The organism is Gordonia lacunae (genome assembly GCF_002149015.1).
Taxonomy (GTDB): domain Bacteria; phylum Actinomycetota; class Actinomycetes; order Mycobacteriales; family Mycobacteriaceae; genus Gordonia; species Gordonia lacunae.
On record NZ_NGFO01000013.1, the window covers coordinates 121,753 to 145,592 of the forward strand.

Here is a 23,840-nt window from a genome sequence, read left to right on the forward strand (position 1 = left end):
GTATTGCGTGTGCCGTAGTTCACACCTGTCCGTCGGCGGCTGCCGGCCGCTCGCACCGGGCAGGGCCCCGTCCTCTGAGGAGCACACGCGTAATGACCGAGACCGTGGAGTCCCAACCCGCCACACTCACCGGCGGGGGCGACCAACCCCAGTTGCTCATCGGCGGCCGGTGGGTCGATCCGCATTCGACCGAGACCCTCGAGGTCCACTCCCCCGCCACCGGCGAACGGGTCGGTTCCGTACCGCTCGCCGACGCGACGGACGTCGACACCGCGGTGCGCACCGCACGCGCGGCCTTCGACTCCGGGGTCTGGAGTTCGACGCCGCCCGCGCAGCGCGCCGACATCATCGCCAGGGTCGCGGACCTGATCGACGAGCGCGGAGACGAGATCACCGCGCTGGTCTCCGCCGAGATGGGCGCACCGCCGAGCGCGATCAGCACCCTCCAGCAGCTCCCCGGTACCGGCGTCCTGCGCGCCTACGCGAATGCCGCCCGCGACTACCAGTGGGAGGAATACCGGACCGGACTGTTCGGCACGACCCGGATCACCCGCGAACCGGTCGGCGTGGTCGGCGCCATCTGCGCCTGGAACGTCCCGCTGTTCATCACATGCAACAAGATGGGCGCCGCGCTCGCGGCCGGGTGCTCGGTGGTGCTCAAGCCCGCACCCGAGACCCCGATGACCGGCAACTACGTCGCCCAGCTGTTCATCGAGGCCGGCGTTCCCGCCGAGGCGATCTCGGTGGTCACCGGTGGTACCGAGACGGGACAGGCGCTCGTCGCGCACCCCGACGTCGACAAGATCACCTTCACCGGTTCGACCGCAGCCGGGAAGGCGATCGGCGCGGCCTGCGCGCAGACCCTCAAGCGGTGTTCGCTCGAGCTCGGCGGCAAGTCGGCCGCCATCGTCCTCGACGACGTCGACCTCGCCGCGAACGCCTTCATGCTGACCTTCCTCGGCCTGTTCAACACCGGGCAGGCGTGCGTCGCCCAGACGCGAATCCTGGTGCCGCGCAGCCGGCAGGACGAGATCGTCGCCGCGATGGTCGAGGCCGCCAAGGCGATGAAGGTCGGGTTGCCGTCCGATCCGGAGGCCCAGCTCGGTCCCCTGATCACCGAGAACCAGCGGAACAAGGTCGAGGAGTACGTCGAGCTCGGCAAGAAGGCCGGCGCCACCGCCGTTCTGGAGAGCGAGCGGCCGGCCGGACTCGACTCCGGTTACTTCCTCACCCCGACGATCTTCACCGGCGTCACCAACGACATGGCCATCGCGCAGGAGGAGATCTTCGGGCCCGTGCTGTCGGTCATCGCCTACGACGACGTCGACGAGGCCATCGCCATCGCCAACGACTCGAGCTACGGACTCGCCGGCACGGTGTGGACGAACGACGTCGAGCGCGGCATCGAGATCTCCACCAAGATCCGCACCGGAACCTTCGGGATCAACTGGTACGCCATCGATCCCGAGTCGCCGTTCGGCGGCTACAAGAACTCGGGCATCGGTCGCGAGAACGGTCGCGAAGGCCTCGAGTCCTTCCTCGAGCACAAGTCGACGATGCTGCCGATGGGATACGAGGTGTCCGCCGGCTAACCGCGCGGGACACCACCAGACCTCCCAGCCTCTCACAGGGGGGAGCCGGGGCCGGACGACATGCGCGTCCGGCCCCGGTTCTTGTCTCGTGCCCGCCCACAGGCAGAGAGCCGCTGACTATTGGTCCCCGAGGTGCGAGGAGCAATAGCGACGAGCACCTCATAGAGCAGAAAGGGGCCGGCCCGCCAACTCGAGCACTTCGGCCGAACCGGCATCGACCGGCGGCTGGTGGGTCACGACGACGACGATGCGGTCGGGTCCGAACAGGTCGCGCTCGATCCCCAGGAGACGGCGCAGCAACCGGTCGGAATCCGCCTCGTCCAGGTGTTCGGTCGGTTCGTCGAGCAGGACGACCGGCGCCGGGTGGAGCAGAGCCCGGGCGAGGAGCAGCCGTCGGCGCTGCCCGCCGCTCAGCGCGTCGGCCCCGCCGGCGAGGACGGTGTCGAGCCCGTCGGGAAGTGTTGCGGCCCAGTTCTCGAGGCCGACGGCCACCAACGCGGTGCCGATCTCCTCGTCGGTGATGTCCCCGCGGGCGACGCGCAGATTCTCCCGGACCGTCGTCGAGAAGATGTGCGCCTCTTCGGCGAAATAACATGTCGCCGCGCGCAATTCGACAGTCGATAGGTCGGCATCGTCGACGGCGGTGACCTCCCCGCCCACCGGTGGCAACAACCCGGCGAGGGTGAGCAACAGGGTCGACTTCCCCACGCCGCTCGGGCCGGTGACGACCAGACGCGAACCCGGGTGCAGGTCGAGGTCCACACCCGTTGCCGGGCCGAGTATCTCCCGGCTCCGGTGCCCCCAGCGCAGTCCCGTGGCGGCCAGGCGCACCGGGGAGCGGTGGATCTCGGCGTCGGTCACCTCGGCGACGCCGTCGGCACGCGCCCCGTCGACGAGCGCCATCACCCGGGCGGCACTCTGGCGGCTGCGCTCGATCTGCAGCCCGGCCTCGGTGAGCGGTGCGGTGGACTCGAACGCCGACAGCGGGAGCAGGACGAGCACGCCGAGGATCATCGGTGTCAGTCCCTCCCCCGAGCTCACCCCGGCGAGGGAACCCGTGGTCCGCGAGGCCAACTCGATGGCGATCACACATGCCGCGAGGAGCGATGCCCCGAGCGCCAGCGGCGTCGCCGCTGCGGCGGACGCCTGCCACCGGACGCCGCGGTCGGTGGCGTCGAGGTGCCGGCGGTCGGCCGCGGCGGTCGCGGCCAGTGCACCGTGGCGTCGACGTGCGACGACGAGCTCGGGCGCGTGCCACAGGGCGGTCGTGGCGGCCTCGGTCGCTTCGGCCGCAGCGTGCGCGCCGTCCCGGATCGCCCGGGCACCACCGCGCGCGGCGAGCCAGGGTGCCACGCCGCCGCTGACGACCAGCGCGAGCGCGAGCACGACGGCGGCGGGTACCGACACCAGGGCCATCACCACTACGGCCGCAACCGATGTCGTCACACCGACGCCGATCGGGATCAGGCCACGGATGAGGGCGTTGCCGATCTCGTCGACGTCGTCCCCGGTCCGGTTGAGCAACTCGCCGCGGCGCAGCGTGACCGAGTAGCCCGGTGACCCCGAGGCCAGCGCCGCGTACACCCGCTGACGCGCTGTGGCCATGGCCGCCAGGGCGAGATCGTGGGTCGCCAGCCGTTCGAGGTAGCGGAACACCCCGCGCGAGATACCCAGTGCGCGAACCGCGGTGATCGCGACCGACAGATACAACACCGGCGGCATCTGCCAGGCGCGGGTGATCAGCCAGGCCGAGAGCGCCGCGAGGAACAACGCGGACAGCGCACCGCCGACGCCGAGGGCGAGCGCGGCAAGAGTGGGACGCAACCGCAGACCGAGGAACCCCAGGGCCCGGATCAACGGGTCACCGCGCATGATCCACCTCCGCGGCCCTGCCGGACGTCGTACTTGCGGCCGCCGGGAACTCGACCGTCCGGTCGGCGTACTCACGGGCGACGCCCCGGTGCGCGACCACGACGACCGTGTCCCCGGCACGAGCTCGGTCGCGGAGTGCGGTGAACACGGCGCGTTCGGACGCCTCGTCGAGATGGGCGGTCGGTTCGTCGAGGAGAAGAAGCGGTGCCGGTGAGGCGAGGACGCGGGTCAGTGCGAGGCGCTGCCGCTGTCCGGCGGACAGTCCGACGCCACCGGTTCCCAGCACCGTGTCGAGCCGCTCGGGCAATTCGATGACCAGGTCCGCGAAACCGGTTGCCGCCGCGGCCGACTCGAAGGTGTCGCGGCCCAAAGAACCGAACAGCTCCAGGTTCTCGGCGACCGTGCCCGGCACGACGACCGGCTGCTGGGGCAGCCAGGCGATCTGTTCGTGGAGGGCCGCCGGGTCGGCCTGGGCGACCGGTGTCGACCCGATCAGCACCGATCCCTCGTCCGGGGCGAGCAGACCCATGAGCGCCGCCAGCACCGTCGACTTGCCGGACCCGTTGGGCCCCGTGAACACCGTGAGCGAACCCGGCTCGATCGTCGCGCGAAGGCACTCCGGAGCCCACCCGTCGCGACCGTGGACCCCGACGTCGAGCACCGTGATCGGCTGCCCGGCAACGGTGACGCCCCGGCTCCCCGCGGCGGGGACCGCCGGGACCGACCCGGCGGCCACCGGCGCGATGAGCCCGAAGACCTGCTCTGCTGCGGTGAGACCGTCCGTCGAGTTGTGGAACTGCATCCCGACGCGGCGCAACGGAAGATACGCCTCCGGCGCCAGGATCAGCGCGAACACACCTGCGTACAGGGACATCTCGCCGTACACCAGTCGCAGTCCGATGCTCACTGCCACCAATGCGACGCAGAGCGTCGCGAGCAGCTCCAGCACGGCACCCGACAGGAACGCGACACGCAGCGAACTCATCGTGCTGCGGCGGTGCGCCTCGCCGAGCTCACCGACGCGCTGCGCCGGGGCACCGGCCCGGTTCAGGGCCCGCAACGTCGGCAACCCGGCGACGAGGTCGAGGAGTTGCGCGCTCAGCCGGCTCATCGTCGCCAGCTTGCGCGTGGTGCGATCGCGTGTCATCAGTCCGACCAGAACCATGAACAGCGGGATGAGCGGCAGGGTGACGAGGATGATCAGCGCCGAGGGCCAGTCGGCGACTGCGATGACCACCGTGACGACCGGCGTCAGGATCACCGCGGCGACGAGGGCCGGTAGATAACCCGACAGGTACGGCCCGAGTGCGTCCAGTCCACGCAGGAGGACGGTGCTCGCATGTTCGCGGACCGAGGTCAGCGAGCGTGGCGAGGTGCGGGACGGATCGGTGAGGACGTCGAGGGCCTCGGCACGCAGTTCGGCGATGGCCCGCTCGGCGGCGCGGTGCGCGTACCGGTCGTGCCCATAGGCCATCGCCGCCCGCACCGCCAGGGCCGCGGCGAGCACGACCAGATGAACCGTCTGCGCGGCGAACGACCGCGCTCCGGGCGACACGATCAGTTCGGACACGATGGCGGCCACCATCGCCGCCACCACGATGATCGCGATCACCTCGGCCACCGCGAACGCCGCGGTGACCCCGATGTACCGGCGGGTCGTCGGCGAATACCGCAGCAGCCGCGGATCGAGCGGGGGCCGGGCGACGCGACTCACTTGCTCGGGATTCGCAGCGACGGGACTCCGGCCGGGTCCGGGATGTGCGTGACCGACAGCCGCTTGCGGAACACCCAGTAGGTCCAGGCCTGGTAGCCCATCACCACCGGGGTGATGAGCACGGCCGCCCACGTCATGATCGTGAGTGTGTAGTCGCTCGACGCCGTGTTCTCGATGGTGAGGTTCCACTCCGGATTCAGGGTGGACGGGATCGCATTCGGGAACAGCACGGCGAACAGCGTGGCGACCGTGCCCGCGATCGCGATGCAGGTGAACACGAATGCGTAACCCTCGCGGCGGATCTGGGTGGCGATCACCATTCCCACCGCGGCGACGGCGGCGATGAGCACCGGAATCCAGGTCCAGGAGTTGCCGTACGCGAACTGGGTCCACAGCAGGAACACGGCGGCCACGATCAGTGTCGGCCAGGCCAGCCGGGCGGCATGGCGGGCCGAATCCTCCTGCAGCACACCGGAGGTCTTCAGCGAGATGAACACCGCGCCGTGGGTGAGGAAGGCGAGCAGGGTGGTCGCACCGCCGAGGAGCGCGTACGGGTTGAGGAGGTTGAAGAACCCGCCGGTGTACTGGGCATCGGCGTCGATCGGCAGCCCGCGCACGATGTTCGCGAACGCCACGCCCCACAGGATCGCCGGGATCCACGACCCCAGCCCGATCCCGATGTCGCACCACATGCGCCAGCGCGGATTGTTGATCTTGCCCCGCCACTCGATGGCGCAGACCCGCACGATGAGCCCGACGAGGATGAGGAACAGCGGTAGGTAGAACGCACTGAACATGGTGGCGTACCACCCGCCGAACGCCGCGAACAGCGCGGCTCCCGCGGTGATGAGCCACACCTCGTTTCCGTCCCAGACCGGGCCGATGGTGTTGAGGAGCGCGCGGCGCCGTTTGTCGGGGTCGGCCTCCGGATCGTCGGCGGCGACCTTGTCGTCGCCGCCGGTGTGGCTCGATCCGAGGATCGGCATCAGCATGCCCACACCGAAATCGAAGCCCTCCAGTACGAAATATCCGACGAACAGGAACGCTATGACCAGGAACCAGACTTCTTCGAGACTCATGATCACGCTCCTCTAGTACGCGAACGAGAGCTGCTTGGGCTCATCGGATTCGGATTCGTCGTCGTCGGTGTGGCCTGGTGGTCGCGAATCGTGCGCGGCCGGGCCCTCGATGACGTAGCGCCGCTGCAACATGAACCACACGACGCCGAGTGCGCCGTAGAGCAGTGTGAACCCGATCAGCGTGACCAGTACGGTGCTCGCCGAATGGTTGGAGACACCGTTCTGCACCAGCATGCTGATCCGGAGCGGATCGAGATCGTCCTCCCAGTTGGGTGCGACGACCCACGGCTGGCGCCCCATCTCGGTGAAGATCCAGCCGGAACTGTTGGCCAGGAACGGCGTCGGGATCATCAGCAGGGCGATGACACCGAAGCGTCTGGATTCGACCACCCGCTTGCGTCGGGTGAACCACAGACCGCCCAGGGCCACGACCACCGAACCGAGGGCCCAGGTGATCATCGCCCGGAAACCCCAGTAGGTCACGAAGAGGTTCGGTGCGAAATTCTGGTTGGCCGGGACGTTCGGCTGGCCGGCGAAGGCCTGGGTGTACTGCTCCTGCAGTTCCTCGACGCCCTGCAGCGTCGAGTCGAAGTCGTGGTTCGCGAGGAACGACAACATCTTCGGGATCTCGATGACGTGTTCGATGTTGTCGCAGTTGTTCTGGCGCCCGATCGACAGGACCGAGAAGCCCGGGCCCGTCTCGGTCTCGCACAGCGACTCGGCGGACGCCATCTTCATCGGTTGCTGTTTGAACATGATCTGCGCCTGGAAGTCGCCGGTGATGAACAGTGCGACGCCGGAGACGATGGTCACCCACAGCGCGAATCTCGTGATCGGTCGCCAGAGGTCGCGGGCGTCCTTCTCGAGGTCTTCGGGTGTCGCGTCGATGTGACTCGGCGACGTGCTGTCCGGGATCTCACCGACGTCACCGGTCCCGGCGGCCTCGCGGATCTTCTTCGCGCGCCACGAGTTACGCGCCATCCACCAGATGCCGATCGCCGCCACGAAAGTGCCCGCGGTGAGGAACGCACCGGCGATCACATGCGGGAAGGCCGCGAGGGTCGTGTTGTTGGTGAGCACCGCGACGAAGTCGTTCATCGCGGGCCGGCCGCGCTCGTCGTCCCAGACGACGCCGACGGGGTGCTGCATCCACGAGTTCGCGGCGATGATGAAGTAGGCCGAGGCGTTGACGCCGATGGCGGCCAACCAGATACACGCGAGGTGGACGCGGCGCGGCAACCGGTCCCAGCCGAAGATCCAGAGTCCGATGAACGTGGACTCGAGGAAGAAGGCGACAAGACCTTCCAGAGCCAGCGGCGCGCCGAAGACGTCGGCGACGAACCGGCTGTACTCACTCCAGTTCATGCCGAACTGGAACTCCTGGACGATCCCGGTCGCGACACCGAGCGCGAAGTTGATGAGGAAGAGCTTCCCGAAGAACTTGGTGGCGCGCAGCCACTGCTCGTTGCCGGTGACATGCCAGACCGTCTGCATCACCGCGATCATCGGCGCGAGGCCGATGGTCAGCGGCACCAGGATGAAGTGGTAGACGGTCGTGATCCCGAATTGCCATCTGGAGACGTCCAGAGCGTCCATATCGCCTCGAATCGAGTTGCCGGCCCCCGGGCTGCGGGGGCAGGTCGAAACCTGCCGGGAACCTACTACTACGAGTAGTAGTAAGTCGTAGGCGCGACGTTACGCCTGGTCACCAGGCTTGGACAAGCGCCAAAGGTCCCGCTGACCGGCTTGCGGCGGTGTCTTCGGACTCACCGCCTGCGGCATGTGCTCCAGGAGGGTGAGATCAGGTGCGAGTGACCGGGGTCAATTGTCGTCCACCGAGATGGCCCGATCGACCAGATCGGTGAATCTCGCCGCGTCGGGGGCGACCGGCATCACGTATCGGTTCAGATGGGTGACCCGGGCCGCGAGGGTCACACTGCTGACCAGCCAGACCGAGTCGGCCGCCACCAGGTCCTCGGGTCGCAGGACGTCGGTCTTGGTCGTCCAGCCCTCGCGCGCCGCAACGTCGAACACCGCACTCACGGTCGTCGATTCGAGGATTCCGATCTCGGTGGGCGGCGTCACCAGGGTGTCGGCGTAGGCGGCGACGACCGTGGACCGGGGCCCCTCGAGGACAGCGCCTTCGCTGCTGAGGAAGATCACGTCGTCATAGCCCTCGGCAACCGCGTGCCGCAGTGCCGCCATGTTCGTCGCGTAGCTGAGGGTCTTGGCCCCGAGCAGCTGCCAGGGTGCCGAGGCGGCGAGGTCGATCGAGAAGCCGCGGGCAAGGGTGACCACTCGCACGCCGTCCGCACGGGCCGCCGCCACCCGGTCGGGCACCGCGTCGACGGTGACATAGGCGGTCGGCGCCGAACCGTGTTCGCGCCCCCGGGTGTACACGAGGCGCAGCAGCGCCTCGCCGGCCGATCCGTGCTTCGACGTCCACGCCTGCGTCGCGGTCTCGATCACCCCGCGCCACTCGTCGAGGTCGGGTGTCTCGAGCTCCATCGCAGCGGCGCTGCGAGCCAGACGCTCGAGATGCAGCTGGACGCATCGCGGCCGTCCGGCGCGCACGAGCAGGGTCTCGAAGATGCCGTCGCCGCGTACGGCCGCCAGATCGTCGGCATGGAGGAAGGGAGCGTCGGCATCGTGCTGGGTACCGTCGAGCGAGACAAGGATCGAATCCGCCATGGATAGAAGGCTGCCATGCGTCCCGGCCGTTCGCCGAATCGACCCGTAGAATCGACGCGTGAGCCGTTCACCCATCCTGACCAGGCATTCCGAGGGCGGGGCGGTGCCCGGTCCCGGAGACCTCCAATCCGCTGACACCGCGTGGCACTACGGCGATCCGCTCGGTGAGCAACGAGCCGCCGCCGGCGGTGTGATCATCGTCGACCGGTCCGACCGCGCCGTGATCGAGATCGCCGGCGACGAGCGTCTGACCTGGCTGCACACCATCACCAGCCAGCACATCGCCGCCCTCCCCGACCGGTCGAGCGCCGAGAACCTCTCCCTCGACGCCAACGGCCGTGTCGAGGAGCATTTCGTGCTCACCGACATCGACGGTGTCACCTGGCTCGACACCGAGGGGTCCCGCGGCGAACCGCTGCTCGGCTTCCTCGGCAAGATGGTCTTCTGGGCCAAGGCCGAGCCCGCCGCGCGCCCCGACATGAAAGTCATCACACTCGTCGGACCGGGCGCGCTCGACGGACCGGTCGCCGACCTGCTGGAGATCGGCGCCGACACCGTCGTCTACCAGGCCGGCGGGCTGCCCGAGTCACACCACGAGGACGAGCCGCTCGGCTTCTGGCGGCGCATGCCCTCGCTCGGCGAGAACCGGGACCTTCCGGTCGTCGACCTGGTCGTGCCCGAGTACGTGCTGAATCGATGGTGGGACACCCTGACCGAGGCCGGCGCGCGGATGGCCGGCAGCTGGGCCTTCGAGGCCCTGCGCGTGGCGGCCCGCCGCCCCCGACTGGGCGCCGACACCGACGAGCGCACGATCCCGCACGAGGTCGACTGGATCGGTGGGCCCGACGAACTCGGCGCGGTCCATCTCGACAAGGGTTGCTACCGCGGCCAGGAGACCGTCGCCCGGGTGCACAACGTCGGCAAGTCACCCCGCCGGCTGGTCCTGCTGCACCTCGACGGCAGCAGTGACGAGCGCCCCGCGCCCGGTGACCCGGTGACGGCCGCCGGCCGCACCGTCGGCCGGCTGGGCACCGTCGTCGACCACCACGAGTGGGGTCCGATCGCACTCGCGCTCGTCAAGCGCAACGTCGGCGCCGACGTGGAGCTGACCGTGGGCGCCGAGTCCGCCGTGAGCGCCCGGATCGATCCGGACTCGATCCTCGAGGACGACCGGGTCCAGGCCGGACGCGCCGCCATCGAGCGCCTGCGCAGCGGCTCGACGGCTCCGGGACACACCAGTTGAACGCGGGTGTGGTGCTGGCCGTGTGCACGGCCGGCGATGACGTCATCCTCGAGGGCATCGGCCGCTCCGCCATCGACAAGCGTCCGCGCCGCGGACGCCTCGCCGTCGACGAGCTCGGCCTCGTCGACGACCACGTGGGCAACAAGCGGCACCACGGCGGTGTCGATCAGGCCGTCTACGCCTACGCCGACGACGAGGCGCGCCGGTGGGCCGAAGAACTCGGACGTGAGCTTCCTTACGGATGGTTCGGCGAGAACCTGCGCATCGACGGGATGGCGGTGACCGACGCGCTGGTCGGCGAACGGTGGGAAGTGGGCACCGACGGGCTGGTCCTCGAGGTGACCATCCCCCGCGTCCCCTGCAAGACCTTCGCGGTATGGGCGGGCGAGCCGCGGTGGATGAAACGTTTTCTGGACCAGGCCGATTTCGGTACCTACCTGCGAGTTGTCCAGAACGGCAGCGTGGCGCAGGGCGATCGGATCACCGTCGTCCACCGCCCCGACCACGGGGTGCGCTCACGCGACCTGCTCGCCGGCGGGGACGTCGAGGCGATCCGGTCCCTGCTCGCGCGAGACGATCTGCCGGCCAAAGTTCGTCGCGAGGCGACCAAGATGGTGAACAAGTCGGAAAGACGCGTCGGCGCGGCAACCCAGGGTGGACAACACAAATCCTAGAGGCGCGCTAGACTGGTCCGCACGACAGAATTACTTCAAGAGAACGGGGCCGCCAATCGTTTGGCCGCCCCGTCATTGTGCGAGGGGGTCCCATATGGGCCGCGGCCGGGCAAAGGCAAAGCAGACGAAGGTTGCACGTCAGCTGAAGTACTCCACTCCGAACACCGATTTGGAAAGCTTGCAGCGCGAGCTTTCCGGGCAGGGCGATCCGGTTGTAGATCGACCGGATCCGGTGGACGACTGGGTGGACGAAGAGGAGTGGCGACGCGCTTGACGCGCACACTCCTCAGGCGTTGATCTCTCGACGCCTGGGATCACCCCACACACTCTCCGCATGAGCGGACCCGCGGCGACGCGGGCCCATAATTTTGTACGCACCACCCGTTTCTCGATGGGTGGTGCGTGCTCATGCGCCGGTTCCGGGGTGATCACGTCGTCATCAGACGCCGACGCCCGCCGAGGGAATCCCCTCCGGCGGGCGTTCGGTGTTCTGTGTACGACAGCTCCCCCGCGTCATTGTCGTTGCGAGAGTGCAGGTTCGGGATCGCGTCAGAAGCGCGGGTGCTCCCCGAGCAGGCTGACCCGCGAGTCGGTGTCGGACTTGTCGTTCGCGCGCTTGACCGTACCCAGGACCCAGTTGTCGACATGCCGCGCGGTCAGCACGGCCTGCGCCCGATCGGTGTCCTCCGGCGCCACGACCGCGACCATGCCCACGCCCATGTTGAAGGTGCGTTCCATCTCGAGCTGCTCGACCCGGCCGCGCTGCCCGATCAGGGCGAAGATCGGCGCGGGCGTCCAGGTGTTCCGCTCGAGCTCGGCGACGAGCCCGTGTGGGATCACGCGCGCCAGGTTCTCGGCGAGCCCGCCGCCGGTGATGTGCGCGAATGTGCGGACATCGGCTTCGGCGATCAGCGCCAGGCAGTCCCGGGCGTAGATCCGGGTCGGCTCGAGCAACTCCTCACCCAGGGTGCGCCCGAACTCCTCGACGTGGCCGAACAGGTCCATGTGACCCCACTCGAGCAGCACCTTGCGCGCGAGCGAGTAGCCGTTGGAGTGCAATCCCGACGACCCCATGCCGATGACGACATCGCCGGCACGCACGCGGTCGGGGGTGAGGACGTTGTCGGCCTCGACGACGCCCACCGCGGTCGCCGACATGTCGTAGTGGTTGTCCTGCATCAGGCCGGGATGCTCGGCGGTCTCGCCGCCCAGCAGCGCGCAGCCGGCCTCGACACACCCGTCGGCGATACCGGCGACGATCTGGGCCACCGTCTCGGGGATCACCTTGCCCACGGCGATGTAGTCCTGCAGGAACAGCGGCTCGGCGCCACAGACGACCAGGTCGTCGACGCACATGGCGACGAGATCACGACCGACGGTGTCGTGCTTGTCGATGGCCTGGGCCACGGCCAGTTTGGTGCCGACGCCGTCACTGGCGGCCGCGAGGACCGGCTCCCGGTAGTTGCCCTTGAGCGCGAACAAACCGGAGAAACCGCCGATCCCGCCGAGAACCTCCGGACGCGACGCACGCTTGGCATGGGGCGCAATGAGTTCCACAGCCCGCTCACCGGCGTCGATGTCGACCCCGGCCGCCGCATACGAGGCCGGTGTCGCGCTCCCGGCCGTCTCGTCGGCAGCAGCATCCCGCTCCGTCATCACCGCAGCACTCCCGTTCCAAAAAGATCTCGGTCGAACGTTGTTTCCGGCGTGTTCGCCGACGGGTCATACGGTACCGGAGGGCCGACGGCGCGGAATCAGGGCCGCATGACCGCGCTGACGTTGTCGTTCGGCTTGGTCAGGGGGTCCACCGTCCGGTCGCCGGCGGCGCTGGCCAGCATCTGTTCGAGGACGGCCTTGCCCATCGAGGTCTCCTTGGGCAGCTCGATCGGGTATTTGCCGTCGAAGCATGCCGCGCAGAGGGCCGAGGCGTCCTGCCCGGTCGAGTTGATCATCTCGTCGATGCTGATGTAGCCGAGCGAGTCGGCGCCGATGGCCTGGCGGACACCCTCGACCATGCCGGCCTCGGACTCCATGCCGTTGGCGATGAGCTCGGCGGGCGAGGCGAAGTCGATGCCATAGAAGCACGGCCACCGGACCGGGCTCGACGCGATGCGGACGTGCACCTCGGCGGCGCCGGCCTCACGCAGCATCCGGATGAGCGCGCGCTGGGTGTTGCCCCGCACGATCGAGTCGTCGACGACGACGAGTCGCTTCCCGCGGATGACCTCGCGCAGCGGGTTGAGCTTGAGACGGATACCGAGCTGCCGGATCGTCTGCGACGGCTGGATGAAGGTCCGGCCGACGTAGGCGTTCTTCATCAGGCCCTGGCCGTAGGGGATGCCCGATTCCTGGGCGAAACCGACGGCCGCCGGAACACCGGACTCCGGCACCGGGATCACCAGGTCACCCTCGGCGGGGTGCTCCTTGGCCAGACGCCGACCGATCTCCACGCGGGTCGAGTGGACCGACCGGCCGTGGATCACCGAGTCCGGGCGGGCGAGATAGACGTATTCGAAGACACAACCGCTGGGCGTGGGCTCGGCGAAGCGGGAGCTGCGCACGCCGTCGGCGTCGATGGCCAGCAGCTCACCCGGCTCGATGTCGCGGACGAACGACGCACCGACGATGTCGAGGGCCGCGGTCTCCGAGGCGACCACCCAGCCGCGGTCGAGGCGGCCGAGCGACAGCGGGCGTACCCCGTGCGGGTCGCGGGCGGCGTAGAGCGTGTGCTCGTCCATGAAGGTCAGGCAGAAGGCGCCCTTGAGCGTCGGCAGCAGCTCCATGGCGGCCTGCTCGATGGAGCTGTCGGCGGCGCCGTGCGCGAGCAGCGCACCCACGACATCGGAGTCCGACGTGGCCGCCGAGCTCTTGATCCCCTGCTCCCGCGCACGAGCGGCGAGGTCCGCGGTGTTGACCAGGTTGCCGTTGTGACCCAGCGCCACGCCCGTGCCGGCATCGGTGGTGCGGAAGATCGGCTGGGAATTCTCCCAGGTGGTCGACCCGGTGGTGGAGTACCGGCAGTGGCCGATCGCCACATGGCCGCTCATCGCACCGAGCGTCTGCTCGTCGAAGACCTGGCTGACCAGCCCCAGGTCCTTGAAGACGACCACCTGACTGCCGTCGCCGACGGCGATACCGGCGGCCTCCTGGCCGCGGTGCTGCAGGGCATAGAGGCCGTAGTAGCTCAGTTTGGCTACGTCCTCGCCGGGCGCCCAGACACCGAACACACCGCATTCCTCACGCGGTTCGTTCTCGGGTTCGTCCAGCGGGGCCGGGTTGGCCGCACCCGCGCCACGTGCGGAGCATCCGCCCGCCGGCGTCGTGGGAGCGAGCAGGTTCACGTTGGCGATCGAATGATCAGGCATCGACTAGCTCCCTGGGGCTGCGAATCGGTCCGTCGAGTGGGCTGGGAGACATCTGGGAGTTTACGGGTCGGTCGGCTCCCGATGCGAATCTTGCAGCGGTGCGGTCCGGCGGGTCATTCCATGACGCTCCGATCGAGTGACGGATCACACTCCGTCTCACCGGCCTCACCGATCGCCCGACGTACCGATCGGGACGAGCGGGAGCAGGTCGGCGATCAGTCCGGCACGGTGTCCGGAGGCGTCGATGTCGCCCGCGGCGAGGGCATCGTCGTAGGAGACGACACCGGCGACGAGCAGCAGCCAGGTCCGGGGCGACATCTCGACGACGTTCGGCGGCGTCCCGCGGGTGTGCCGGGGACCCTCGATGCACTGCACCGCGACGAACGGGGGTACCCGGACCTCGACCGAGTTCCCCGGCGCGAGGTGTTCGAGCGTCCGGGCCGACTGTCGGACGGCGTCGGCGAGCGCGGCACGTCCCGGCGACGGCGCGGTCGGTTCGACGAGCCAGTCCGAGACGGCCAGCACAGCGGCTCGGACCTCTGCTGGGTCCACTCTCCTACGTGGTGGCACCCGGCCATTCTCCCAAGCGGGTTCGGGGCGGCTCGGATCGGGCAGTATTGACCGCATGGGAGCCGAGGTGTCCAAGCAGCAGTTCACCGGTGAGGACCGGGTTCGTTTCCGGCGCCAGGTGGGGCGCGGGACGGAAGCGATCGCCCGGATGCTCGCCGACGGGTTGTTCACCGACCAGGGGCGGCCCCCGAAGCCGCTGCTCGGCATGGAGGTGGAGCTCAACCTCGTCGACGAGGACATGCGGCCGGCGATGGCCAACGCCGCGGTCCTCGAGGCGATCGCCGATCCCGACTACCAGACCGAACTCGGGCAGTTCAACATCGAGATCAACGTCTCGCCGCGACCGTTCACCACCGACGACACCATCTCGCTCGAGCAGGCGCTGCGCACGTCACTCAACCGGGCCGAACAACGGGCGGCGCAGACGTCGAGCCACCTGGTGATGATCGGCATGCTCCCGACGCTGCGGTCGGAACACTTTGCGCATCACTGGATCTCGGCGAATCCACGGTACGACCTGCTCAACGAGCAGATCTTCGCCGCGCGGGGTGAGGACCTCGAGATCGACATCACCGGTGTGCCTCTGACCGACGCCCACAACACCGAACACCTGCGCACCTCGACCGACTCGATCCTGCCCGAGGCCGCCTGCACGTCGTTGCAGCTGCACCTCCGGGTGGCGCCGGAAGACTTTGCCGCGCACTGGAATGCGGCACAGGCAATCGCCGGCGTGCAGGTCGCACTGGCCGGCAACTCACCGTTCCTCGCCGAGACCGCGTTGTGGCACGAGAGTCGCATCCCGGTCTTCGAGCAGGCCACCGACACGCGGCCGCTGGAGCTGAAGAATCAAGGTGTGCGCCCGCGGGTGTGGTTCGGGGAGCGTTGGATCAACACGATCTTCGACCTCTTCGAGGAGAACACCCGCTACTTCCCCGCCCTCCTCCCGGTCTCCACCGACACCGACCCGCTGGCCGAACTCGACGACGGACGCATCCCGACCCTCGACGAACTGCGCCTGCACAACGGGACCGTCTACCGCTGGAATCGTCCGGTCTACGACATCCACGAGGGCCAGGCCCATCTGCGCGTCGAGAACCGCGTGCTGCCCGCGGGCCCGACGGTCGTCGACACGATGGCCAATGCCGCCTTCTACTACGGCGTCGTCCGCGGCCTCGTCGAATCCGACCGGCCACTGTGGTCGCGGATGTCGTTCAACGCCGCCGCCGAGAACCTGCAGTCCGGCGCGCGCTCCGGGATGGAGTCCCAGCTGTACTGGCCCGATGTCGGCTGGGTTCGTCCCGACGAGCTCGTCCTCCGCCGGCTCCTCGTGCTCGCCGAGGACGGACTTCGCCGGTTCGGGGTCTCCGACAAGGCCCGTAAGCGGTACCTGTCGGTGATCGAGGGCCGCTGCATCTCTCGTCAGACCGGGTCGGTCTGGCAACGCCAGGCGGTCGCGGCCCGCGAGCGCGCGGGCGAGAGCCGGACACAGGCGTTGCAGGGCATGCTGCGCGACTACGTGACCCAGATGCACGAGGGTGAGCCGGTCCACACCTGGCAGGTGTGACACCCGACGGTGGACCCTGGACGACACACCTGCTTTAATGGAAACAATTTCCATTAAGGAGGCTACGTTGAAGGTTCGTGCATCCATCCGTTCGTTGAAGAACCAACCCGGCTCGCAGGTGGTCAAGCGCAAGGGGCGCATCTACGTGATCAACAAGGGCAACCCCAGATTCAAGGCGCGCCAGGGCTGATCGCCGGCGCGGCGGGTGCCAGACGCATCGCCCGCGCCGAGCAGTACCCCTCGACCGAGCCGATGACGACGCCATCCCGCCGAACCATATCATTCACCGCCGACAGAATATCGACCTCGGCGATTCGTCGATATACGGTGTCACACAGACCTTTTCGTGGTTGCGAACCACCGAGACGGGTGTATACTCGAACATACATTCGCAGCTACGTTTCGGGGGGTGACCGTCATGGCCGACACCACACATGTCGACGACGAGTCGACGGCGCCGCGACCACGTGCCGTCGAGCTGGTCGCCGAGTTGCACGCGATCCTCGACGAACTGCAGACCGTCGATCTGTCGCCGTGTACCGACGACGAGCTGATCGATGTCGCGTCTGCGACCGAACGCGCGATCGCTCGAACCACTTTCGCCGGTGACCGGCAGGTCGCCGAGGTCGAGGCTCGTGATCTGCCTGGTAAGACCGGTTACCGCACGCTCACCCAGTTCATGAACCACCGCCTCCGCATCACCAACCCGGTGCGACGACGCAAACACCTCAACGCCACCGCCACACTCACCTGCCTCAACGGCGACCGCCTCGAACCCGAACACCCCACCCTGGCCGAAGCATTCGCCCAAGGAACGGTGGGCACGGCCCACGTCCAGGCCACACTCGATGTCCTCGACCGCATCCCGAACGCAGTCGACCACGACGTGAAGGTCGCCGCCGAACGTCAGATGGCCGAGATCGCCGAAGCCCACACCCCTGCCGACATCACCCAACTCGGTGCGCGGCTCCTCGCCCACCTCGACCCCGACGGCACCCTGGCCGACGACTCGGAACGCACACGACGCCGCAACCTCTGGGTCAACCGGCAACGCGCCGACGGCACCGCCAAACTCACCGGCACCCTCACCCCCGAACTCGCTGCCCGCGTCACGATGCTGCTGGCCGTCTGGGCGAAACCCGGCATGAACAACCCCAACGATCCTTACTCGCCCACAGGATCTTTCGAAGATGCCGACCCCGAGGCCCTCGCCGCCGCAGCCGAACGTGACGATCGCACCCCCGCCCAGATCAACCACGACGCACTCAATGCTTTACTGAAAGCCGTCCTCGACGACGGGTTGCTCGGGAAATCCCATCGCGGCCTACCCGTGCAACTGATCATCAAAGCCGACCTCACCGACCTCATCCGTGAAGCCGGCTTGGCCACCACCGCCACCGGCACCCTGCTCCCCATCCCCGACCTGATCGCGATGGCCGGTGACGTTCAGCCGTGGTTGGCGATCTTCAAAGACGCCACCGCCGTTCCCCTGCACTTCGGACGCGGCAAACGTCTGGCCACCCGCGAACAACGCCTCGTCTCCTTCGCCCGTCCTGACGGTGAGGTGTGCTCGGCACCTGGCTGCGATCAGCCCGCCACCCACGTCGAACTCCACCACGCCCAGAAGGACTGGGCCAAAGGTGGTCTCACCGACATCGACGACCTCGCCCCCGCCTGCCCACGACACAACCGCATGGTCGGCCCGAAACCGGGCCAGTACACCACCCGCATCGCACGGTCCGGCACCGACGAGGGCCGCTGCGTCTGGCGATTGAACGCCGAACCCGGTGCGCCACCCAACCCCGAGCGCCTCAACCGCCGACCCGACCTACCCCGGCGATTCGCACACCATCTGAACATCGTGCGCGACGAGATCCACGGACCGACCGCCCGGCCCGGCGATCAGGCACGCAGCTCATGGCTGACGATCAGCCACGTCATCGACGTCCGACCACCACGACCCGGCCCTCCCACACCCCGCCCCTCACCGGTCGAAGCACACCTCATGGAGTTACTCGCCACTCGATGACCCGCGCCCCTGGGATCTCATCGGCCACCATCGTCGAGCGGCTACTCCTGCACGAACAACCCGCGACCCGTCACGAGTGGGAGATCCAGTGCGGTGACCAGGCCCGGCTTCGCATCAACCACCGCCGCAACGGAATTGACGAGGCGCATCGCGGTGACGATCATGCCGGACACGTTGTGGTCGCCGTTCTCGCCGTGATGCCCGAACTCGACGGTCATCTCGGGCTCGCCGGAGATCGCGATCCGGTAGCAACCGTCACCCTCGTGCGGGGACGGCCACTCCGGGCACTGATCGGGGTGGGTGCGTGTGTAGTGTTCCAGCACAACTCGATCCACGCCGCCGACCTGCCCGGCCACCTCGAAGCGGACCGCGGCCATCGTGCCCTTCGGGATCTCCACGGAGACGGTCGAGTAGTCGCGATCGGCCTCGACGCGCTCGACGCGTTCCACCAGCGGCTCGTCGAGCACGAGGTCGAGACCGGCGGCGATCTGTCGCACCACACTCCCCCACCCCATCGACAGGATGCCCGGCGCGAACAACAGCGGCGTCGCGTCGAGCGGCTGCCCGAAGCCGAACAGATCACGCATGACAACCGGCTGGTAGTAGGTCGAGTAGTCGGCGATCTCCTGACAGCGCACCTCGTCGATCCGCTGCGACAGGCTCGTCATCGCCAGCGGCAGCACGTCATTCGCGAAGCCGGGGTCGATGCCGTTGACGTGCAGGCTCGCACCGCCCGTCTCGCCCGCGGCCTCGATCCGGTCCAGGAGCGAATCCGGCAGGATGCCCTGCGGGAACTGCAGGACGACCGGCCCGCTCGAGACCACGTTGATCCCGTTCTCCACGAAGAAGATCAGGTCCTCGATGGCCTCCATGACGCGGTCGTCGGTCATGGCGGTGTGCACGATGCAGTCAGGCTTCAGGGCGATCAGGGCGTCGCGGTCGCCGGTCGCCACCACACCCAGCTCGCGGCCGAGGCCGGCCAGCTCACCGGCGTCCTTGCCGGCCTTGGCGGGGTCGGACACCCAGACCCCCACGAGTTCGAGGTCCCCCCGGGCGTCGATCCCGGCGATGGCATGTCGTCCGACGGTTCCGGTCGACCACTCGACCACGCGCAATGTCATGCGAACCAAACTAGAACACGTTCCACTTCGGCGTGCCGATTCGGCGAGATGCATCGCTAAGGTCGGAGCTGTGACTGCCTTGTCGCCCCCGGACCCCGCGGCCGCCCCGATCCACATCGACCATGATGGCCATCGGACGATGCTCAAGTGGCACCGTGGCCGCCGGCGCGCCGACGATCCGGCGTTCACCGCGACCCGGATCGTCGAGGGCATGCGACTCGGCGCGAGCATCGAGGTCGACCTGGTGATCCACGCCGACCGGGGTTTCGCCGTCCTGCACGACCGGACTGTCGACCACGCCACCACCGGTACCGGTGCGGTGTCGGCGCTCCCGGCGTCGTATCTGCGGGACCTGCACCTGCGGGACAACGACGGCCACCCCATCGGTGACCGCGTGCTCCTGCTCGAGGACCTGACGAAACTCTTCGACGGCGTCGACATCGCGCCCACCGCATCGCTCCAGCTCGACTTCAAGGAGGACGACGCCGCTCTCGATCCCCCGGCCGTGGCGGTGTTCGCCCGTAGCGTGGCGTCTCACGCACGGCACTACATCCTGTCGTGCGGCGACGCCGCGGCGGTCGACACGTTGGCCTCGGCCGCGCCGGGCATCCGGATCGGTTACGACCCTTGCCATCACGGTGCCGCCGAGGCCGCGATCCGATCCGGGGACTTCGACGGCTTCGTCGACCGCGCGGTGGCGGCGTCACCGGATGCCGAGATGGTCTACCTGGAGAACCGGTTGATCCTGGCTGCCGATCGACGCGGCCACGATCTGGTCGGCGCATTTCACGAGCGCGGCCGTCTCGTCGACGGGTACACGGTGACCCGGGTGGGGCCACGCGTCGCCCCGGACATCAGGAGGTTGCTGGAGCTACGGGTCGATCAGATCACGACCGACGACCCGGAGGCCCTGGCGGCTCTCGACGTCGACGGGACTGGGCGCGAGCCGGGATCACGGTTGGTCCGCTGGCTCCGCGGTGCTGCCGGACGCTCAGACGTGGAGTGACCAGAACGGTTCGATCGGGATGTTCCGGATCGCGAACCAGGCCAGGACGACCACCAGCACGACGACCCCGGAGTAGCGGAGATGCTGCCAGCTGCGAACCCGGCGGCCGGTCCACAACCGCAGGCAGTAGGCGCCGAAGGCGACGAGCAGCAACCCCATCGCGAGCACCCCGACGGCGTTGTAGTGCAGGGCTGCCGGGACGTCACCGTGGAGCAGCGAATAGATCGCCCGGAGCGATCCGCACCCGGGACACGTCACGCCGAAGATCAGCTTGGTCGGACACACCGGAAGGGCGCCACCCGGTGTCGTCGGATCGCCGAACCATACGGCCGCACAGACCATCCCGGTGCCGGCGACCACGGTCGCCGGCCCGAGGAACCGATGCTTCGAGAGGACCGAGATCCGTCCGAGGACGGCCCGCTCGAAGCGATCAGTACGTGGACGTGGACGCGGAGGCGCCGAGGAGGATGACGAAGAAGATGACATAGACGATGATGATCAGCACCCAGATGACGACCGATGAGATCGCGCTCCAGATCGCCCACTTCTTGGCCTCGTCGGCGGCCTTCTGCGCACCGGCGTAATCGCCGGCCGCCCACAGCTTGCTGACCGAGGTCGACTTCACGATCGACACGATCCCGAGTGGGAGGCAGCACAACACCGTCGCCAGGATCGCCCACACGAGGTTGTTGTCCGGCTCCGGGCCCGCCGGGTTACCGCCCGGGAACCCGCCGTACGGCTGCTGTCCGTAACCACCCGCGCCGTAGTTCGGCGGCTGGTTCGGATCATAGGGGTAGCTCATCTGCGCCCTTTCGACTCGGTCAGAGAACTCAAGGAGCGTAACCGACCGCCGACGAGCGCGGCACGTCTGCAATCGATATTGATTCCATTGACGTACAACGGAATCCTCGCAGATGGAAACGTTGCGGGATGCAACTAGGGTGCGGTCTGGACGGCGTCGCCGAACAGCCTCGGGAGGGTGCCCTCGTGTACCTCGCGGAGTTCGGTCAGCGGCACCGAGAAGTAGTCCTGGACCTCGACGGCGTCGCTGCCCTGATCGACCACGCCGATACGCGTCCACGGCATCGCGCGGGCGTCGAGCATCGCGGTGAACCGCGACTCCTCGGTCCGCGGGACCGCGACGAGCACCCGCCCGGCCGATTCCGAGAACAACCAGACGAAGGGGTCGGCATCTTCGGGTAGCAGGATCCGGCAACCGGTCTCACCGGCCAGCGCCGCCTCGACGACGGTCTGGATCAGGCCACCCTCGCTGAGATCGTGTGCCGCGGAGATCAATCCGTCACGGGACGATGCGGTCAGGATCTCGGCGAGCAGTCGTTCGCGCTCGAGGTCGACCCGCGGCGGAACGCCACCGAGATGATCGTGGCTGACCTGCGCCCAGATCGAACCGTCGAACTCGTCCCGGGTCTCCCCCAGGAGGATGAGCGTTTCGCCGGGTTCGGTGCCGATGCCGGTCGGGATGCGACGGTGCACGTCGTCGATGACCCCGAGCACACCGATCACCGGCGTCGGGAGGATGGCCGTCGCCCCGGTCTGGTTGTAGAAGCTCACGTTGCCGCCGGTGACCGGGATGCCGAGCTGCGCGCAGCCGTCGGCGAGTCCGCGGACCGCCTGCTGGAACTGCCACATCACCGCGGGGTCCTCGGGCGACCCGAAGTTGAGGCAGTTGGTGACGGCCTTGGGCGTCGCACCCGAGACGGCGACGTTGCGGTAGGCCTCGGCGAGCGCGAGCTGCGCACCGCGGTACGGGTCGAGGAAGGTGTAGCGACCCGACGCGTCGGTGGCCAGCGCGATGCCGCGCCCGGACTCCTCGTCGATGCGGATCATCCCCGAGTCGGCGTGCTCGGCGAGGACGGTGTTGCCCCGCACGTAGCGGTCGTACTGGTCGGTGATGAACTTGCGGCTGCACAGCGCGGGCGAGGCGAGCATGGCCAGCAGTGTCTCGCGCAGCTGGTCGGGCGTGCTCGGCCGCTGCAGCGGTTCGGTGGTCGACGCGATGACGGTGTCCTGCCAGTCGGGTCGGGCGACCGGGCGCTCGTAGACCGGACCGTCGTGGGCGACGGTGCGCGGCGGCACGTCGACGACGGTCTCACCGTGCCAGGTGATGACCAGCTGATCGCCGTCGGTGACCTCACCGATGACGGTGGCGAGGACGTCCCACTTGCGGCAGACCTCGAGGAACTTCTCGACGTTCTCCGGCGTCACCACCGCGCACATGCGCTCCTGCGACTCGCTGGAGAGCACCTCCGCCGGGGTCATGCCCTCGGCGCGCATCGGCACCTTCTCCAGGTCGATGTGCATGCCTCCGTCGCCGGCGGCCGCGAGTTCGCTTGTCGCACAGGACAATCCGGCACCACCGAGATCCTGGATGCCCACGACGAGTCCGGCGTGATAGAGCTCGAGGCAGCACTCGATGAGCACCTTCTCGGTGAAGGGGTCGCCCACCTGCACACTCGGCAACTTCTTGCGGTTCGGTCCCGAGCCCGGGGAATCGTCGAAGGTCTCCGACGCCAGCACCGACACGCCGCCGATACCGTCGAGACCGGTCCGCGCACCGAACAGGATGATCTTGTTGCCCGCGCCCGAGGCGAAGGCCAGGTGCAGGTCCTCGGTGCGCAGCACGCCCGCGCACAGTGCGTTGACGAGCGGGTTGCCGGCGTAGCTGGCGTCGAAGACGGTCTCACCGCCGACGTTCGGCAGGCCGAGCGAGTTGCCGTAGCCGCCCACGCCGCGCACCACACCGTCGACGACGCGTCGGGTGTCCGGGGCGTCGGCCGGACCGAAGCGCAGCTGATCCATGACCGCGATGGGACGCGCGCCCATCGCCATGATGTCGCGCACGATGCCGCCGACGCCGGTCGCGGCGCCCTGGTACGGCTCGACATAACTCGGGTGGTTGTGCGATTCGACCTTGAAGGTCACCGCCCAGCCGTCACCGATGTCGACGACGCCGGCGTTCTCGCCGATACCGGCGAGCATGCTCGCGCGCATCTCGTCGGTGGTGGTCTCGCCGAAGTAGCGCAGGTGCACCTTCGACGACTTGTAGCTGCAGTGCTCGGACCACATCACCGAGTACATGGCGAGTTCCGCGTCGGTGGGCCGGCGACCCAGTATCTCGCGGATGCGCGCGTACTCGTCGTCCTTGAGACCGAGTTCGCGGAACGGTTGCGGATGGTCCGGGGTCTGGGCAGCGGCTGAGACGGTATCCACCTGGGCACTCACCCTGACAAGTCTAGGCGGGCGCGGCCGGTTCCGGCCGCCGGGGCGGTCCGGGTGCGGACCTGGGAGATCTGGGCCCG

Annotated in this window: 20 protein-coding genes; 8 read left to right on the top strand and 12 right to left on the bottom strand. The window is 68.4% G+C overall.

The features are described 5' to 3' along the window. Positions 1–92 precede the first annotated feature (92 nt). Positions 93–1,592 carry an aldehyde dehydrogenase gene (locus CA982_RS13095; RefSeq protein ID WP_086535745.1) on the top strand — a complete coding sequence of 500 codons (1,500 nt, stop codon included), beginning with the start codon at positions 93–95 and terminating at the stop codon, positions 1,590–1,592. A 159-nt stretch (positions 1,593–1,751) separates the two neighbouring features. Here CA982_RS13095 and cydC read toward each other — a convergent pair whose 3' ends face one another. The 5 genes from cydC to CA982_RS13120 all read right to left on the bottom strand — a co-directional run bounded on the left by cydC (position 1,752) and on the right by CA982_RS13120 (position 8,948). Beyond that, a complete protein-coding gene (gene cydC, locus CA982_RS13100; RefSeq protein WP_086535746.1) occupies positions 1,752–3,464 on the bottom strand; it encodes a thiol reductant ABC exporter subunit CydC in 1,713 nt (570 codons plus the stop codon). After that, on the bottom strand, positions 3,454–5,178 hold the full coding sequence (cydD, locus tag CA982_RS13105) for a thiol reductant ABC exporter subunit CydD (RefSeq protein ID WP_086535747.1): 1,725 nt from the start codon (positions 5,176–5,178) through the stop codon (positions 3,454–3,456). Before cydD ends, cydC begins: the two co-directional genes overlap by 11 nt. Next, positions 5,175–6,257 (bottom strand): cytochrome d ubiquinol oxidase subunit II, encoded by a 1,083-nt coding sequence (gene cydB / locus CA982_RS13110; RefSeq protein ID WP_086535779.1) that lies wholly within the window; start codon positions 6,255–6,257, stop codon positions 5,175–5,177. Before cydB ends, cydD begins: the two co-directional genes overlap by 4 nt. A 12-nt stretch (positions 6,258–6,269) precedes the next feature. Beyond that, complete coding sequence (locus CA982_RS13115) at positions 6,270–7,853, bottom strand: cytochrome ubiquinol oxidase subunit I (RefSeq protein ID WP_086535748.1); 1,584 nt, start codon at positions 7,851–7,853, stop codon at positions 6,270–6,272. Between the two features lie 225 nt (positions 7,854–8,078). Next, positions 8,079–8,948, bottom strand: a complete 870-nt coding sequence (locus CA982_RS13120) for an aminodeoxychorismate lyase (RefSeq protein WP_086535749.1) — start codon at positions 8,946–8,948, stop codon at positions 8,079–8,081. 58 nt (positions 8,949–9,006) lie between these two features. On the opposite strand from CA982_RS13120, the gene ygfZ reads away from it, so the two are divergent. The 3 genes from ygfZ to CA982_RS13135 all read left to right on the top strand — a co-directional run bounded on the left by ygfZ (position 9,007) and on the right by CA982_RS13135 (position 11,139). Further along, a complete protein-coding gene (ygfZ, locus tag CA982_RS13125) occupies positions 9,007–10,191 on the top strand; it encodes a CAF17-like 4Fe-4S cluster assembly/insertion protein YgfZ (protein WP_086535750.1) in 1,185 nt (394 codons plus the stop codon). After that, on the top strand, positions 10,188–10,865 hold the full coding sequence (locus CA982_RS13130) for an MOSC domain-containing protein (RefSeq protein ID WP_244176248.1): 678 nt from the start codon (positions 10,188–10,190) through the stop codon (positions 10,863–10,865). The genes ygfZ and CA982_RS13130 overlap by 4 nt, the downstream gene beginning before the upstream one ends. Before the next feature lie 94 nt (positions 10,866–10,959). Then, on the top strand, positions 10,960–11,139 hold the full coding sequence (locus CA982_RS13135) for a DUF3073 domain-containing protein (protein ID WP_004020923.1): 180 nt from the start codon (positions 10,960–10,962) through the stop codon (positions 11,137–11,139). Between the two features lie 275 nt (positions 11,140–11,414). Here the strand turns inward: CA982_RS13135 and purM are convergent, their stop codons facing one another. From purM to CA982_RS13150, 3 genes are all read right to left on the bottom strand, one after another. Beyond that, positions 11,415–12,521, bottom strand: coding sequence for a phosphoribosylformylglycinamidine cyclo-ligase (purM, locus tag CA982_RS13140; RefSeq protein WP_086535752.1), 1,107 nt, complete (start codon positions 12,519–12,521; stop codon positions 11,415–11,417). Between the two features lie 98 nt (positions 12,522–12,619). Beyond that, positions 12,620–14,230 carry an amidophosphoribosyltransferase gene (gene purF, locus CA982_RS13145; RefSeq protein WP_086535753.1) on the bottom strand — a complete coding sequence of 537 codons (1,611 nt, stop codon included), beginning with the start codon at positions 14,228–14,230 and terminating at the stop codon, positions 12,620–12,622. Between the two features lie 165 nt (positions 14,231–14,395). Next, positions 14,396–14,857, bottom strand: a complete 462-nt coding sequence (locus CA982_RS13150; RefSeq protein WP_414962573.1) for a sterol carrier family protein — start codon at positions 14,855–14,857, stop codon at positions 14,396–14,398. Between CA982_RS13150 and CA982_RS13155 the strand changes: the two genes are divergently transcribed. The 3 genes from CA982_RS13155 (at position 14,856) to CA982_RS13165 (ending at position 18,393) form a co-directional block, all read left to right on the top strand. Next, positions 14,856–16,364, top strand: a complete 1,509-nt coding sequence (locus tag CA982_RS13155; RefSeq protein WP_086535755.1) for a glutamate-cysteine ligase family protein — start codon at positions 14,856–14,858, stop codon at positions 16,362–16,364. The two genes, CA982_RS13150 and CA982_RS13155, sit on opposite strands and share 2 nt — an antisense overlap. A 67-nt stretch (positions 16,365–16,431) precedes the next feature. After that, positions 16,432–16,554, top strand: a complete 123-nt coding sequence (ykgO, locus tag CA982_RS13160) for a type B 50S ribosomal protein L36 (protein ID WP_033205406.1) — start codon at positions 16,432–16,434, stop codon at positions 16,552–16,554. A 228-nt stretch (positions 16,555–16,782) separates the two neighbouring features. Further along, positions 16,783–18,393: an HNH endonuclease signature motif containing protein gene (locus CA982_RS13165; protein ID WP_086535780.1), complete on the top strand. Its 1,611-nt coding sequence runs from the start codon at positions 16,783–16,785 to the stop codon at positions 18,391–18,393. 41 nt (positions 18,394–18,434) lie between these two features. Here the strand turns inward: CA982_RS13165 and CA982_RS13170 are convergent, their stop codons facing one another. Beyond that, positions 18,435–19,514 carry an NAD(P)H-dependent amine dehydrogenase family protein gene (locus tag CA982_RS13170; RefSeq protein ID WP_086535756.1) on the bottom strand — a complete coding sequence of 360 codons (1,080 nt, stop codon included), beginning with the start codon at positions 19,512–19,514 and terminating at the stop codon, positions 18,435–18,437. 79 nt (positions 19,515–19,593) lie between these two features. Here CA982_RS13170 and CA982_RS13175 point away from each other — a divergent pair, with 79 nt between their 5' ends. After that, positions 19,594–20,520, top strand: coding sequence for a glycerophosphodiester phosphodiesterase (locus CA982_RS13175; protein WP_086535782.1), 927 nt, complete (start codon positions 19,594–19,596; stop codon positions 20,518–20,520). Here CA982_RS13175 and CA982_RS13180 read toward each other — a convergent pair. From CA982_RS13180 to purL, 3 genes are all read right to left on the bottom strand, one after another. Beyond that, on the bottom strand, positions 20,506–20,862 hold the full coding sequence (locus CA982_RS13180; RefSeq protein ID WP_086535781.1) for a DUF2752 domain-containing protein: 357 nt from the start codon (positions 20,860–20,862) through the stop codon (positions 20,506–20,508). The two genes, CA982_RS13175 and CA982_RS13180, sit on opposite strands and share 15 nt — an antisense overlap. Positions 20,863–20,950: 88 nt before the next feature. Continuing rightward, on the bottom strand, positions 20,951–21,322 hold the full coding sequence (locus CA982_RS13185) for a CD225/dispanin family protein (RefSeq protein ID WP_086535757.1): 372 nt from the start codon (positions 21,320–21,322) through the stop codon (positions 20,951–20,953). A 134-nt stretch (positions 21,323–21,456) separates the two neighbouring features. Further along, the gene (gene purL, locus CA982_RS13190; protein ID WP_208617939.1) at positions 21,457–23,763 is read right to left on the bottom strand and encodes a phosphoribosylformylglycinamidine synthase subunit PurL; all 2,307 of its coding nucleotides are present in this window, start codon (positions 23,761–23,763) and stop codon (positions 21,457–21,459) included. Between the last annotated feature and the right edge of the window lie 77 nt (positions 23,764–23,840).